The 14,475-nt window shown below is 72.9% G+C and carries 14 protein-coding genes; 11 read left to right on the top strand and 3 right to left on the bottom strand.

Annotated elements, in window-relative coordinates:
- The 3 genes from K7862_RS30025 to truA form a co-directional block, all read left to right on the top strand.
- Positions 1–259 (top strand): DNA-directed RNA polymerase subunit alpha C-terminal domain-containing protein (locus K7862_RS30025; RefSeq protein ID WP_272493244.1); only part of this gene is annotated, 259 nt, incomplete at its 5' end.
- 159 nt (positions 260–418) lie between these two features.
- Positions 419–943, top strand: coding sequence for a 50S ribosomal protein L17 (gene rplQ, locus K7862_RS30020; RefSeq protein WP_222967924.1), 525 nt, complete (start codon positions 419–421; stop codon positions 941–943).
- 83 nt (positions 944–1,026) lie between these two features.
- A complete protein-coding gene (gene truA / locus K7862_RS30015) occupies positions 1,027–1,866 on the top strand; it encodes a tRNA pseudouridine(38-40) synthase TruA (RefSeq protein ID WP_222967922.1) in 840 nt (279 codons plus the stop codon).
- A gap of 69 nt (positions 1,867–1,935) precedes the next feature.
- Here truA and K7862_RS30010 read toward each other — a convergent pair whose 3' ends face one another.
- Positions 1,936–3,432 (bottom strand): hypothetical protein, encoded by a 1,497-nt coding sequence (locus K7862_RS30010; protein ID WP_222967920.1) that lies wholly within the window; start codon positions 3,430–3,432, stop codon positions 1,936–1,938.
- A gap of 135 nt (positions 3,433–3,567) precedes the next feature.
- Between K7862_RS30010 and K7862_RS30005 the strand changes: the two genes are divergently transcribed.
- The 4 genes from K7862_RS30005 (at position 3,568) to glmM (ending at position 8,125) form a co-directional block, all read left to right on the top strand.
- Complete coding sequence (locus K7862_RS30005; protein ID WP_222967918.1) at positions 3,568–5,190, top strand: ABC-F family ATP-binding cassette domain-containing protein; 1,623 nt, start codon at positions 3,568–3,570, stop codon at positions 5,188–5,190.
- A gap of 323 nt (positions 5,191–5,513) precedes the next feature.
- Entirely contained in the window at positions 5,514–5,957 is a 444-nt protein-coding gene (gene rplM / locus K7862_RS30000) for a 50S ribosomal protein L13 (RefSeq protein ID WP_222967917.1), read from the top strand.
- Between the two features lie 39 nt (positions 5,958–5,996).
- Positions 5,997–6,512 (top strand): 30S ribosomal protein S9, encoded by a 516-nt coding sequence (gene rpsI / locus K7862_RS29995; protein WP_222967916.1) that lies wholly within the window; start codon positions 5,997–5,999, stop codon positions 6,510–6,512.
- A 254-nt stretch (positions 6,513–6,766) separates the two neighbouring features.
- Complete coding sequence (glmM, locus tag K7862_RS29990; protein ID WP_222967915.1) at positions 6,767–8,125, top strand: phosphoglucosamine mutase; 1,359 nt, start codon at positions 6,767–6,769, stop codon at positions 8,123–8,125.
- A 21-nt stretch (positions 8,126–8,146) separates the two neighbouring features.
- On the opposite strand, the gene K7862_RS29985 is transcribed toward glmM, so the two are convergent.
- Positions 8,147–9,076 carry a DUF389 domain-containing protein gene (locus K7862_RS29985; protein ID WP_222967914.1) on the bottom strand — a complete coding sequence of 310 codons (930 nt, stop codon included), beginning with the start codon at positions 9,074–9,076 and terminating at the stop codon, positions 8,147–8,149.
- 13 nt (positions 9,077–9,089) lie between these two features.
- Complete coding sequence (coaA, locus tag K7862_RS29980) at positions 9,090–10,055, bottom strand: type I pantothenate kinase (RefSeq protein ID WP_222967913.1); 966 nt, start codon at positions 10,053–10,055, stop codon at positions 9,090–9,092.
- Between the two features lie 84 nt (positions 10,056–10,139).
- Between coaA and glmS the strand changes: the two genes are divergently transcribed.
- From glmS to K7862_RS29960, 4 genes are all read left to right on the top strand, one after another.
- The gene (gene glmS / locus K7862_RS29975; RefSeq protein WP_222967912.1) at positions 10,140–11,987 is read left to right on the top strand and encodes a glutamine--fructose-6-phosphate transaminase (isomerizing); all 1,848 of its coding nucleotides are present in this window, start codon (positions 10,140–10,142) and stop codon (positions 11,985–11,987) included.
- A complete protein-coding gene (locus K7862_RS29970) occupies positions 11,984–12,352 on the top strand; it encodes a holo-ACP synthase (RefSeq protein WP_222967911.1) in 369 nt (122 codons plus the stop codon). Before glmS ends, K7862_RS29970 begins: the two co-directional genes overlap by 4 nt.
- 253 nt (positions 12,353–12,605) lie before the next feature.
- Positions 12,606–14,045, top strand: coding sequence for an NAD(P)H-hydrate dehydratase (locus tag K7862_RS29965; protein WP_222967910.1), 1,440 nt, complete (start codon positions 12,606–12,608; stop codon positions 14,043–14,045).
- Positions 14,046–14,299: 254 nt separating this feature from the next.
- Positions 14,300–14,461, top strand: coding sequence for a hypothetical protein (locus K7862_RS29960; RefSeq protein WP_222967908.1), 162 nt, complete (start codon positions 14,300–14,302; stop codon positions 14,459–14,461).
- Positions 14,462–14,475 lie beyond the last annotated feature (14 nt).

The raw sequence follows: 14,475 nt of genomic DNA, 5'->3' as shown, positions 1-14,475 counted from the left end.
ACTCACGGTCCGCTCCTACAACTGCCTCAAGCGCGAGGGCATCCACTCCGTGGGTGAGCTCGTCGCCCGTTCCGAGGCCGACCTGCTCGACATCCGCAACTTCGGTGCGAAGTCGATCGACGAGGTCAAGGCGAAGCTGGCCGGCATGGGCCTGGCCCTCAAGGACAGCCCGCCCGGATTCGACCCCACTGCCGCGGCCGACGCGTTCGGCGCCGACGACGACGTCGACGCCGGTTTCGTGGAGACCGAGCAGTACTGAACTCTCCGAGGGTCCGTCGCGTAGTGCGGCGGGCCCGGAGTACCCAGGGGCGTGAGCCCTGGCAGTCCGGGGCGAGCCCGGAACCCACGAGCTGGCAGCCGCCAGTTCGCACTGACATCGGTACCTGACACGGCCGGTGCAGCGTAGAAGGAGAAAGACATGCCTCAGCCCGCCAAGGGTGCCCGTCTGGGCGGCAGCGCCGCGCACGAGAAGCTGCTCCTCGCGAACCTCGCGAAGTCGCTCTTCGAGCACGGCCGCATCACCACCACCGAGGCCAAGGCGCGGCGTCTGCGCCCGGTCGCGGAGCGTCTGATCACCAAGGCGAAGAAGGGCGACATCCACAACCGTCGCCAGGTGCTGCAGCAGATCACGGACAAGGGCGTCGTCCACACGCTCTTCACCGAGATCGCGCCGCGGTACGAGAACCGCCCCGGTGGTTACACCCGCATCACCAAGATCGGCAACCGTCGTGGCGACAACGCCCCGATGGCCGTGATCGAGCTGGTCGAGGCCCTGACCGTGCAGCAGTCCGCGGTCGGCGAGGCCGAGGCCGCCACCAAGCGTTCCGCCAAGGACCGCGCCGGTGACGAGGCTCTGGCCGAGGTCAAGGACGCCAAGTCCGAGGAGACCACGGAGGACGCGGCCCCCGCCGAGGCCGCGGACGAGGAGTCCAAGGACGCCTGAGCGTCCCGAGACCGGTGAGCGGGCCCGTACCCCTGGGGGTGCGGGCCCGTTCCGTATGGGCAGCGAGTGGTGAGGAGGCAGGCGTGAGCGACGATCCCGCGCCCGGGCAGGTCCGGGTCCGGCTGGACCTGTCGTACGACGGGGCGGAGTTCTCCGGCTGGGCCAAGCAGCGCAGCCGGCGCACCGTGCAGGGCGAGCTGGAGTCGGCGATCCGCACGGTGCTGCGGCTGCCGGAGCCGGTGGAGCTGACGGTGGCGGGCCGCACCGACGCCGGTGTGCACGCCCGCGGGCAGGTCGCGCATGTCGACCTGCCGGCCGAGGTGTGGGCCGCGGAGGGGGAGAAGCTCCGCCGGCGGCTGGCCGGGCGGCTGCCGTGGGACGTACGGGTCTGGCAGGTCGGCGAGGCCCCGGCGGGCTTCAACGCGCGGTTCTCGGCGATCTGGCGCCGCTACGCCTACCGCGTCGGCGACCACCCCGGCGGCGTCGACCCGCTGCTGCGCGGGCACGTGCTCTGGCACGACCGTCCGGTGGACGTGGATGCGATGAACACCGCGGCCGCCCTGATGCTCGGCGAGCACGACTTCGCGGCGTACTGCAAGAAGCGGGAGGGTGCGACGACCATCCGCACCCTGCTCGACCTGCACTGGGAGCGCACCCCCGAGGGCCTCGCGGTGGCGACCGTGCGGGCCGACGCGTTCTGCCACAACATGGTCCGCGCGCTGGTCGGCGCGATGCTCCTGGTGGGCGACGGGCACCGCGCGCTCGGCTTTCCGGCGGAGGTGCTGGCCGGACGGGTCCGGCACTCCGCGGTCAACGTGGTGCGGCCGCACGGCCTGACCCTGGAAGAGGTCGGCTACCCGCCGGACGACCAGCTCGCCGCCCGCAACCTCCAGGCCCGCAACCTGCGCACCCTCTGCCGGTAGGTGTCGCCCGCCCCGGGCGGAGGTCTCCGCGACGGCGCCCCGCCCGCGCACGGGCGGGGCGCCGGCAGGTCAGTTGCGGGACGGGTCCGCCGCGGCGGCGTCGCGCCCGCGCTGGATGATCCGCTGGAACGCGAAGTTCGAGGCGTCGTTGGCGGACTGGAGCGCCACCGTGTCGGACGCCGTGATGGTCTTGCCGTTCTTCAGTCCGGCGATCGCGAAGTAGGCGTACCGGCCGACCGCGTTGGACGTCATCCGGCAGGCCACCGCGTGGCAGAAGTCCGCCACTCCGCCGCCGTTGAGCGGCGCCAGGTACTGCGCGACCTTCTGCACCTTCTGCGCGTGCGCCTTGTCGTCGAAGACGGCCACGCCCACGGTGACCGCGGTGCCGCCGTTGGTGTACGTGACGCGGATGAGCTTGCGGCAGGCGCTCTTGCCCAGCGCCACCGACAGGTTCGCGCGCGCGGCGCCCGCGCACGCGTTCGTCGACGTGATCGCGGTCTTGACGTACACCCGGCCGTCCATCAGGAACTGCTTCCCGGGGAAGAGCGAGTTCGCGGTGAGCGGGGCCGTGTCCTTCCCGGCCGTCGACAGGTAGTCCAGCGGGTTCGCGGGCGGCGGCGGGGCGACCGAGGAGAACGACGGCGCCGGCGGCAGCGCGGAGGTGCCGGCCGTGCCGGAGCTGCTCGGCCCGGCGATGGTCGGCTTGGAGCTCTTGCCGGACATCACCACCGCGGTGGCCACACCGCCCGCGATGACGGCGATCGCCACGATGCCGCCGGTGAGCATCATCACCTTGCGGCGGCGGGCGCCGCTGGCCTCCTGCTGCTCGGCCAGCGCGCCCCAGTCCGGCGTACCCGAGGCCGACGACGGCGCCGGGCGGCGGCCGGTCGTGCCCGTGCCCATGGGGAAGGACCCGGAGGACCCCGAGGACCCGGTGGACGCGGGGGAGGGACTCTGGCGGGGGAGTCCCGCGCCCGGGCCCTGCGGGGGCGGCCCCTGCTGCGGGAAGCCCTGCGGGGGGATGCCGCCGTGCTGCGGGCCACCGCCCTGCTGGGGTGCGCCGCCCCACGCCTGCGGTTCCCCGGCGCCCGGCTGCTGCCCGCCGGGGCCCTGCGGTTCCGGAAGCTGGGTCTGCGGCGGGCGGGCCTGGCCCTGCTGGTGCGGGCCGGGCCGCTCCGAGGCGGGCCCCTCGCGGTGCGGCAGCGGCGGCTGACCGGTCTGGCCGCCCTGACCCCCCGACCCGCTCTGGCCGCCCGACCCGCCCTGGCCGGCCTGGGCGGCCTGCGGGACAGAGCCCTGGGGGATCTGCGGCGCCTGGCCCTGCGGGATCTGCGGCGCCCGGCCCGCCGTCGCCGGGGCCTGCGGTGACGACCACGGCTCGCCCTGCGGGCCGGGCCCGGCGAACTGCTCGCGCGGGTCCTGCGGGGCCGGTTGCTGCTGGTGCGCCTCGAACGAGCGCTGCTGCTGCCGGCTGGAGGGGATGACGCGTCCCTCCAGGACCTCGCGCCCTTCGGGGGCGCTGGGGCGGGGACGCTGCGATGGCTGCTGCCCGGGGCCTTCAGTCATGGGGCGCATCATAGGGCCGTCGCGGCCCGCCACCTATCGCGGGAAGCCCACGGCGAATCCTCACAGGAGGACCGGAGGAAGCGGCCCCGGGAAAACGACTTGGGGCCTCCGGCGGCGGCGGGGAGAATTCAGGACATGGGTCATGTGGAAGCAGCGCACGTGGAGTACTACCTGCCGGACGGGCGGGCGCTGCTCGGCGACGTCTCGTTCCGGGTGGGCGACGGCGCCGCGGTGGCCCTGGTCGGCCCCAACGGCGCCGGCAAGACCACCTTGATGCGGCTGATCGCGGGCGAGATCAAGCCGCACGGCGGGACGGTCACGGTCAGCGGCGGCCTGGGTGTCATGCCGCAGTTCGTCGGCAGCGTGCGGGACGACCGCACCGTCCGGGACCTGCTGGTCTCGGTCGCGCACCCGCGGCTGCGGGTCGCCGCCGAGGCGGTGGACGCGGCGGAGCTGGCGATCATGGCGCAGGACGACGAGCCGGCGCAGATGGCGTACGCGCACGCGCTGAGCGAGTGGGCCGAGGCCCGCGGCTACGAGGCCGAGACGCTGTGGGACATGTGCACGATGGCCGCCCTCGGCGTCCCGTACGAGCGGGCGCAGTGGCGCGAGGTGAAGACGCTGTCCGGCGGCGAGCAGAAGCGGCTGGTGCTGGAGGCGCTGCTGCGCGGCCCCGACGAGGTGCTGCTGCTCGACGAGCCGGACAACTACCTGGACGTGCCGGGCAAGCGCTGGCTCGAGGACCAGATCGCGCAGACGAAGAAGACGGTGCTGTTCGTCAGCCACGACCGCGAGCTGCTGGCCCGCACCGCCGAGAAGATCGTCAGCGTGGAGACCGGCCCGGCCGGCTCGACGGCCTGGGTGCACGGTGGCGGCTTCGACACCTTCCACGAGGCGCGCAAGGAGCGGTTCGCCCGCTTCGAGGAGCTGCGCCGCCGGTGGGACGAGGAGCACGCCAAGCTCAAGGCGATGGTGCTGCGGCTGCGGCAGCAGGCGGCGATCAGCCCCGACATGGCCTCGCGGTACCACGCGGCGCAGACCCGGCTGAAGCGGTTCGAGGAGGCCGGCGCCCCGCAGGAACCGCCGCGCGAGCAGGACATCCGGATGCGGCTGCACGGCGGCCGGACCGGCGTACGGGCGGTGACCTGCGAGAAGCTGGAGCTCACCGGCCTGATGAAGCCGTTCGACCTGGAGGTCTTCTACGGCGAGCGGGTCGCGGTGCTGGGCTCCAACGGCTCCGGCAAGTCCCACTTCCTGCGGCTGCTGGCCGGCGATCCGTCGGTCGCGCACAGCGGCACCTGGAAGCTGGGCGCCCGGGTGGTCCCCGGCCACTTCGCGCAGACCCACGCGCACCCGGAGCTGGTCGGCCGCACCCTGGTGGACATCCTGTGGACCGAGCACGCCCGGGATCGCGGCCGGGCGATGTCCGTGCTGCGCCGCTACGAGCTGGAGCGGCAGGGCGACCAGCCCTTCGACAAGCTCTCCGGCGGCCAGCAGGCCCGTTTCCAGATCCTGCTGATGGAGCTGGAGGGCACCACCGCCCTGCTGCTCGACGAGCCGACCGACAACCTGGACCTGGAGAGCGCCGAGGCGCTGCAGGACGGCCTGGAGTCGTACGAGGGCACGGTGCTGGCGGTCACGCACGACCGCTGGTTCGCCCGCTCCTTCGACCGCTATCTGGTCTTCGGCTCGGACGGCCTGGTCAGGGAGACGAGCGAGCCGGTCTGGGACGAGCGCCGGGTCGAGCGCGAGCGCTGAACGGGCGGGCCGGCTGCGGCCCGTCCCACCGCCCCGCGGCGACACCCGCGGGGCGGTCCCGCGGCCCGGAGGCCCGGCGTTTTGACCCGCCCGCGCCCGCACGGGTATTCTTGCGGTTCGTTATGCGTATTGGCTTGCTCTATCTCACGTGAGGGGCCCTTACGCCGGTCCACCGGGCCGATGACCAGCGGCAGGCGAACGGGTTGCGTCCCCGTGCGTCGCCAGGGCTGTCGTGATCGTCCGGGTGGCCTTGCCAGGACCCCTCCTCCTGGTCCGAGCGGCCGGGGGGAAACCACTACTGAGAAGAAGCGAAGGCTACGACCGTGCGTACGTTCAGCCCCAAGCCCGGCGATGTCCAGCGCCAGTGGCACATTATCGACGCGCAGGACGTCGTCCTGGGCCGTCTGGCCTCCCAGGCCGCCAGCCTCCTGAGGGGCAAGCACAAGCCCATCTACGCGCCCCACGTCGACACCGGCGACTTCGTCATCGTCATCAACGCCGACAAGATCCACCTCTCCGGGAACAAGAAGACCCAGAAGATGGCGTACCGCCACTCCGGGTACCCGGGCGGTCTGCGTTCGGTGCGGTACGACGAGCTGCTCGCCAAGAGCCCCGAGAAGGCCATCGAGAAGGCCGTCAAGGGCATGCTCCCGAAGAACTCCCTGGGCCGTCAGATGCTCTCGAAGCTGAAGGTCTACGCGGGCGACCAGCACCCGCACGCTGCGCAGCAGCCGGTCCCGTTCGAGATCACCCAGGTCGCGCAGTAGTCCCGGCCACCAGCTACCAGAAAGAACCTGAGGAGAATCGTGGCTGAGACCACCGCCGAGACCCCGCTCGAGGGCGAAGAGTCCTACGACGAGATCACCACCTTCGAGTCCGAGGCCGTGGAGTCGGAGTACACCTCCGAGTCCCTCGCCTCGCGCTTCGGTGACCCGCAGCCGGCCGCCGGTACCGGCCGTCGCAAGCAGTCCATCGCCCGCGTCCGGATCGTCCCGGGCTCCGGCAAGTGGAAGATCAACGGCCGCACCCTCGAGGGCTACTTCCCGAACAAGGTGCACCAGCAGGAAGTCAACGAGCCCTTCAAGGTGCTCGAGCTGGACGGCCGTTACGACGTGATCGCCCGCATCAGCGGTGGCGGCATCTCCGGCCAGGCCGGTGCGCTGCGCCTGGGCGTGGCCCGCGCCCTGAACGAGGCGGACGTCGACAACAACCGCGGCCCGCTGAAGAAGGCCGGCTTCCTGACCCGTGACGACCGCGCGGTCGAGCGGAAGAAGGCCGGTCTGAAGAAGGCGCGCAAGGCGCCGCAGTTCAGCAAGCGCTAAAGCCCGACAAAGTCGCCTCCTGCGCGGGAACCGATCCCGCGCCCGGCGCATCGAACGCCTCGGAGACACTCTGGTGCCTCCGAGGCGTTCGCATTACCGGGAACCGGCGTATATGTCTGTTGATATGCCCCTGCGTGCTGGATGGTTGAGGCAGGTCCCCGAGCGGGGACGTGGCCGCGGACGACGCCGGGTGTCACCAGAGCGCAGCGCCGCCGTACGGCTGCACCACCGCACAGATCATCGGAGGAAATACTGTGGGACGACTCTTCGGCACCGACGGAGTGCGGGGTATCGCCAACGCGGACCTGACCGCCGAGCTGGCACTGGGCCTGTCGGTCGCGGCGGCACACGTGCTGGCCGAGGCGGGCAGCTTCGCCGGGCACCGGCCGGTCGCCGTGGTCGGCCGTGACCCCCGGGCCTCGGGCGAGTTCCTGGAGGCCGCCGTCGTGGCCGGCCTGGCGAGCGCGGGCGTGGACGTCCTGCGGGTCGGTGTGCTGCCCACCCCGGCGGTGGCGTATCTCACCGGTGCGCTGGGTGCCGACCTCGGCGTGATGCTGTCCGCCAGCCACAACGCGATGCCGGACAACGGGATCAAGTTCTTCGCCCGCGGCGGCCACAAGCTCGACGACGTCCTGGAGGACCGCATCGAGGAGGTCTACGGCGAGCACCGCACCGGCGCCCCCTGGAACCGTCCCACCGGGGCGGGCGTCGGCCGGGTCAAGGACTACGACGAGGGCTTCGACCAGTACGTCGCCCACCTCATCGGCGTGCTGCCGAACCGCCTCGACGGTCTGAAGATCGTCCTGGACGAGGCGCACGGCGCCGCGTCCCACGTCTCGCCCGAGGCGTTCTCCCGGGCCGGCGCCCAGGTGATCACCATCGGCGCCCAGCCCGACGGCCTCAACATCAACGAGGACTGCGGCTCGACCCACCTGGACCTGCTGAAGTCCGCGGTCGTCGAGCACGGCGCGGACTTCGGCATCGCCCACGACGGTGACGCCGACCGCTGCCTGGCCGTGGACGGCAGCGGCGCGGAGGTGGACGGCGACCAGATCCTCGCCATCCTCGCCCTGTCGCTGCGCGAGCGCGACGCGCTGCGGGAGAACACCGTCGTCGGCACCGTGATGTCCAACCTCGGCTTCAAGCTGGCGATGGAGCGCGAGGGCATCCACGTGGTGCAGACCGCCGTCGGCGACCGCTACGTGCTGGAGTCCCTGAAGGAGTACGGCTACGCGCTCGGCGGCGAGCAGTCGGGGCACGTCATCGTGCTCGACCACGCCACCACCGGCGACGGCACCCTGACCGGCCTGCTGCTGGCCGCCCGGGTCGCGGCCACCAAGCGCCCGCTGGCCGAACTGGCCGCCGTGATGGACCGGTTGCCGCAGGTCCTGATCAACGTCCCGGACGTGGACAAGAGCCGGGTGGCGAGCACCCCCGAGCTGTCCGCCGCGATCGCCGAGGCCGAGGCCGAGCTGGGCACCACCGGACGGGTGCTGCTGCGCCCCTCGGGCACCGAGCCGCTGGTGCGGGTCATGGTCGAGGCCGCGGACATCGACCACGCCCGTGCGGTGGCCGGCCGCCTCGCCGACGTGGTGAAGTCCACCCTCGGCTGACCGCCCTGATCCCTTCCCGGCTCACGCGCCGTCGCGCTGCCTCGCCCAGAACCACTGCTGGGCGAGCAGCGTGAGCGTGCCGGCGAGCACGATGCCGGCCAGGTTGACCGCCAGTTGCGCGGTCGAGCCGCGGACCTCGTGCCAGTTGCCGAAACTGAGGGCCAGCGCGGCGTTGGCCGCGGCCGGCACCGTCGTCACCGAGATCGCGACGCCGACGAGCGCGCCGGACTTGGCCGACGTCAGCGAAAGAATCCCGGCCACGCCGGCCAGCAGGGCGACCACGAAGGAGTCCCAGGTCGGCTGCCAGATGAAGCCGGTCGCCGGGTGCGGCGCGTCGAACCGTGCCCGCGTGAACAGCCCGAACACGTCCATCAGGCCGCTGAACGCGCCCGTCAGCAGCATCGCCACCAGAAAGCCCACGGCGAGCGCGACGACGGAGCGCGCGAGCAGGCCGCGGTCGCGCCGCACCAGCGACGTGCAGACTCCGGCGAGCGGCCCGAACTCCGGGCCGACGACCATCGCGCCGACGATGAGGATCGAGCTGTCCAGCATCACGCCGTAGGCGGCGAGCATGGTGGCCACGGTGAGGAAGCCCAGATAGGTGAAGGTGAGAGTGGACTCCTCGTGGGTCTCCTCGACCAGGGACTCCCACAGCACGGCGTCGGTGCCCTCACCCGGAGCTGCCGCCTCGGCGCGGTCGGCGCTCGCGGACAGCGTCAGGTCGACGTCCTCCACGGTGATCGCGCCGGCGTCGGCGATCCCGTCGGCGCGCAGCCGCTCCAGCAGACCGTCGGCCGCCTCCCTGGCCACATCGCAGGTCAGCACGTCGCCGGGCGGGTCGAGCGCGGCGCCTCTGAGCAGCGTCAGATGGGTGGTGCCGACGCTGTTCGCGAGCAGCGTGGCGACGTCGTCGGTCCGGTCGGACGGCACGATCATCCGCAGGTGAAGCACTCGGCGCTCCCGTTCACAGCTTGCGCAGCGAGAGCCGCTGCACCTTGTGCTGCGGGCCCTTGCGCAGGACCAGGGTGGCCCGGCTGCGGGTCGGCTCCACGTTCTGCTGGAGGTTGGGACGGTTGATCGTGCGCCACATCAGCCGGGCGTAGTCCAGTGCCTCGTCCTCCGGCACCTGGGTGTACCGGCGGAAATAGGAGTCGGGGTCCTGGAACGCGGTCTGCCGCAGCTTGCGGAACCGGCCCAGGTACCACTGCTCGATGTCCTCGGTCCGCGCGTCCACGTACACGCTGAAGTCGAAGTAGTCGGCGAGGCCGATCCGGGTGCGGCCGTCCTTGCCGGGCAGCGCGGGCTGCAGGACGTTGAGGCCCTCCACGATGAGGATGTCCGGGCGGCGCACCACCAGCCGCTCGCCGGGCACGATGTCGTAGATCAGGTGCGAGTACACCGGCGCGCTGACCTCGGGCTTCCCGGCCTTCACATCGGCGACGAAGCGGGTCAGGGCGCGGCGGTCGTAGGACTCGGGGAAGCCCTTGCGGGACATCAGGCCGCGCCGGTGCAGCTCGGCGTTGGGCAGCAGGAAGCCGTCGGTGGTCACCAGCTCCACCCGGGGGTGCTCCGGCCAGCGGGCCAGCAGCGCCTGCAGCAGGCGGGCGGTCGTGGACTTGCCGACCGCGACACTGCCGGCGACGCCGATCACGAACGGCGTCCCGGGCTGCGCGCCCTCGCCCAGGAACGTGTTGAGGGCGCCGCGCAGTCCGCTGTGCGCGCCGACGTAGAGGTTGAGCAGCCGCGACAGCGGCAGGTAGACGTCCACCACCTCGTCGAGGTCCACCACGTCCCCGAGCCCGCGCAGCCGCTCGACCTCCTCGGCGGTCAGCGGCAGCGGGGTGCGGTCGCGCAGGGCGCTCCACTGGTCCCGGGTCAGATCGACGTACGGGCTGGTGGGGGTGATCGTCGTCGTCGGCACGGGCCTCATTGTCCTGCGCGACGGCCTGCGTTTCCCGTCGAAGACCGGGTGGTCTGCGTCACTGCCCGGCCACCACGCCCTAAGCTGACGGCCATGTGCGGCATCGTGGGGTACGTCGGCGGGCAGAGCGCGCTGGACGTCGTGATGGCAGGTCTGGAACGCCTGGAGTACCGCGGTTACGACTCCGCCGGGGTCGCCGTGCTGGCCGACGGCGGGCTGGCCGTCGCCAAACGGGCGGGCAAACTGGCGAACCTGCGCGAGGAACTCGCCCGGCAGCCGCTGCCGGACGGCCGTACCGGCATCGGGCACACCCGCTGGGCCACCCACGGCGCACCCACCGACGGCAACGCCCACCCGCACCTGGACAACGCCGGCCGGGTCGCGGTGGTCCACAACGGCATCATCGAGAACTTCGCGGACCTGCGCACCGAGCTGGCCGAGCGCGGTCACGACCTGGGGTCTGAGACCGACACCGAGGTCGTCGGGCACCTGCTGGCCGAGCAGTTCTCGTCGTGCGGCGACCTCGGCGAGGCGATGCGGCAGGTGTGCCTCCGGCTCGACGGCGCGTTCACCCTGGTCGCCGTGCACGCCGACGACCCGGACGTGGTCGTCGGCGCCCGGCGCAACTCCCCGCTGGTGGTCGGCGTCGGTCGGGGCGAGAACTTCCTCGCCTCCGACGTCTCGGCGTTCATCGCGCACACCCGCGAGGCCGTCGAGCTCGGCCAGGACCAGGTGGTGGAGCTGCGCAGGGACGGCATCACCGTCACCTGCTTCGACGGCAGCCCGGCCGAGATCCGCCCCTACAACGTCGACTGGGACGTCTCCGCCGCCGAGAAGGGCGGCTACGACTACTTCATGCTCAAGGAGATCGCCGAGCAGCCCAAGGCGGTCGCCGACACCCTGCTCGGCCGGATCGACGCCTCCGGCCGCCTCACCCTGGACGAGGTGCGCATCCCCGACGCGGTGCTGCGCGAGATCCAGAAGATCGTCATCGTGGCGTGCGGGACGGCGTTCCACGCCGGGATGATCGCCAAGTACGCCATCGAGCACTGGACGCGGGTGCCCTGCGAGGTGGAGCTGGCCAGCGAGTTCCGCTACCGGGACCCGATCCTGGACCGGCGCACCCTGGTCATCGCGGTGAGCCAGTCGGGCGAGACGATGGACACCCTGATGGCGCTGCGGCACGCCCGCGAACAGGGCGCCAAGGTGCTGGCCGTGTGCAACACCAACGGCTCCACGATCCCCCGCGAGTCCGACGCGGTCCTCTACACCCGGGCCGGGCCGGAGGTCGCCGTCGCCTCCACCAAGGCCTTCCTGACCCAGCTCGTGGCGTGCTACCTCGTCGCCCTGTGGTTCGGCCAGACCCGCGGCACCCAGTGGGGCGACGAGATCCAGGTCGTGATCCGCGAACTCGCCGAGATCTCCGGCAAGGTCGAGCAGGTCCTCACCACGATGGAGCCGGTCCGGAAGCTGGCGCGGTCGCTGTCCGACCGCAACACCGTGCTGTTCCTGGGCCGTCACGTGGGATACCCGGTGGCGCTGGAGGGCGCGCTCAAGCTCAAGGAGCTCGCCTACATGCACGCCGAGGGCTTCGCGGCGGGCGAGCTGAAGCACGGCCCGATCGCGCTGGTCGAGGAGGGCGTGCCGGTGGTCGTGGTGGTGCCGTCCCCGCGCGGGCGCTCGGTGCTGCACGACAAGATCGTGTCCAACATCCAGGAGATCAGGGCGCGCGGCGCCCGCACGATCGTCATCGCGGAGGAGGGGGACGAGGCGGTCGTCCCGTTCGCCGACCACCTCGTGCGGGTCCCGCAGACCCCGGTGCTGCTGCAGCCGATGGTCACCACCGTGCCGCTGCAGGTGTTCGCGTGCGAGTTGGCGACCGCCCGCGGCAACGAGGTGGACCAGCCCCGGAACCTGGCCAAGTCGGTGACCGTCGAGTGATCGTCGGCATCGGCATCGACGTGGCCGAGATCGAGCGGTTCCAGGCCGCGCTGGACCGCACCCCGGGCATGGCCGAGCGCCTGTTCACCCCGGCCGAACTGCTGCTGCCCTCCGGTGAACCGCGGGGTATCGCCTCGCTCGCGGCCCGGTTCGCGGCGAAGGAGGCGCTCGCCAAGGCCCTCGGCGCCCCGCCCGGCCTGTCCTGGCTCGACGCCGAGGTCACCGTCTCCGACAACGGCCGCCCCCACCTCACCGTCACGGGCACCGTCGCCGCCCGCGCCGACACCTTGGGCGTCCGCCACTGGCACGTCTCCCTGAGCCACGACGCGGGGGTGGCCTCGGCGGTGGTGATAGCGGAGGGCTGACGCTCGAGCTCCCGGAGTGGCCGGCTGATGGGCCCCTCCTGCCCGATGGCGGGCAAGGAGGGAGAGGCCGTCCGCGGAGGGAGGGAGGAGGAAGCCCGACCGAAAAGGCGGAGGGCTGACGCTCGGGCTCCCGGAGCGGCCGGGTCAGGTAAGAGGCCGTCCGCGACGGGGGCGGGTGACGTGATGTTGTGCTGCCTGGCAAGGGGGGTACGGCGTCCGTAAGCTCGGGCGCACCGAGCGCGGGAGGATCACGATGAGGTACGGGCACACCGTCGAGACCGTCCGGGCCGCGGAACAGGCCCTGATGGCGCGGCTCCCCGAGGGCGCGCTGATGCAGCGGGCCGCCGCCGGACTCGCCGCGGTCTGCGCGGACGCCCTCGGCCGGGTGTACGGCACCCGGATCGTGGTCCTCACCGGCAGCGGCTCCAATGGCGGCGACGCCCTCTACGCCGCCGCCCGGCTCGCCCGGCGCGGCGCGCAGGCCACCGCGGTGCTGCTCGTCCCCGACCGCGCCCACCAGGAGGGGCTGGCCGCGCTGCGGGCCACCGGCGGCCGGGTCGTCGAGGCCCGCGACGGCGCGGCGGCGATCGCCCGCGCCGACCTCGTCCTGGACGGCATCACCGGCATCGGCGGCAAGGGCGGGCTCCGCCCGGAGGCCGTCCCACTGGCGGAGGCGGCCCACGAGGCACGGGCGGCCGTCGTCGCCGTGGACTTGCCCAGCGGCGTGGACGCCGACACCGGCGAGGTGCAGGGCCCGGCCGTCCACGCGGACGTCACCGTCACCTTCGGCACGTACAAGCCGGGCCTGCTCGTCGACCCGGCGGCCGCATCGGTCGGCGCGCTGCGGCTCATCGACATCGGCCTCGGCCCCGACCTCGGCGCCCCGGCGCTCGAAGCGCTCCAGCACGCGGACGTCGCGGCGCTGCTGCCGCGGCCGACGGGGGAGAGCGACAAGTACCGGCGGGGTGTCGTGGGCATCGCCGCCGGTTCGCAGCGGTACCCCGGCGCGGCGGTGCTCGCCGTGTCCGGTGCGCTGCGCGCGGGTGCGGGGGCCGTGCGGTACGCGGGGCCGGGCGGGGACGCGGTGCTCGCCGCGCACCCGGAGACGCTGGTCTCCGCGGGCCCGCCGCACGCCGCGGGCCGCGTCCAGGCCTGGGTGGTCGGGCCCGGGCTCGGCGACACGGCGGACGCCCGCACGGCGGTGGAGCAGGTGCTGGCCTCCGACGTGCCGGTGCTGGTCGACGCGGACGGACTGCGGCTGCTCGACGCCGAGACGCTGCGGAGGCGGCAGGCGCCGACGGTGCTGACCCCTCACGCCGGGGAGGCGGCGGCGCTGCTCGGGCGCGCCCGGGAGGAGGTCGAGGCCCGACGCCTCGACGCGGTACGGGAGTTGGCGCGGCGCTTCGGGGCGACCGTCTTGCTCAAGGGGTCCACCACGGTGGTGGCCGGGCCCGACGAGGGCCGGGCGGTACGGGTGAACGCGACGGGGACGCCGTGGCTGGCCACGGCGGGCAGCGGGGACGTGCTGTCCGGGCTCACCGGGTCGCTGCTGGCGGCGGGGCTCGCGCCGGTCGACGCGGCGTCCGTCGGGGCGTATCTGCACGGGCTGGCCGCGCGGCTGGCCGAGGGGCCGCTGTCGGCGCTGGACGTGGCCGATGCGGTGCCCACTGCGTGGCGCAACGCCCTGTCCTGAGCTCGGGTAGGTTCCCGTGCCCCTGTGCGGCTTCCGGGGTGCCCCCCGGGCTGCTCGTCGGCGTCTGACGGTGCGTTGTGGCTTGTCGCGCGGTTCCTCGCGCCCCTGCGGGGCCTGCGCGGCCCGGGCCGGGGGCTTTCAGGCGGCGGGGCGGTGAACTTTAGGTCAGGTGACTGATCGCTCCGCAGTCGCGGAGGTGGCGATACTCACGTCGCGCGCACCGCCTCCCCCGACAGTCAACGGAGACCAGCATCGTGACCCGTTCTGGTGAGGACGCCCCGAACGACGGGCGTCCGGCCGGACCACGCCCTCCGGACGGCCCCGCGCCGTCCGAGGAGGAGCAGAACCCTCCCGAAGCCACCCGGCCCCCGACGGACCCGGACGACGACCCCTTCACCGGCTACGAGCCCGTGTGAAGCGGACGCTCCGG

The organism is Actinacidiphila acidipaludis (assembly GCF_019890725.1).
In the GTDB taxonomy this organism is placed as follows: domain Bacteria; phylum Actinomycetota; class Actinomycetes; order Streptomycetales; family Streptomycetaceae; genus Actinacidiphila; species Actinacidiphila acidipaludis.
Note: the sequence above shows the minus strand (reverse complement) of the source record. Positions and strands in the feature narration are given on the sequence as shown.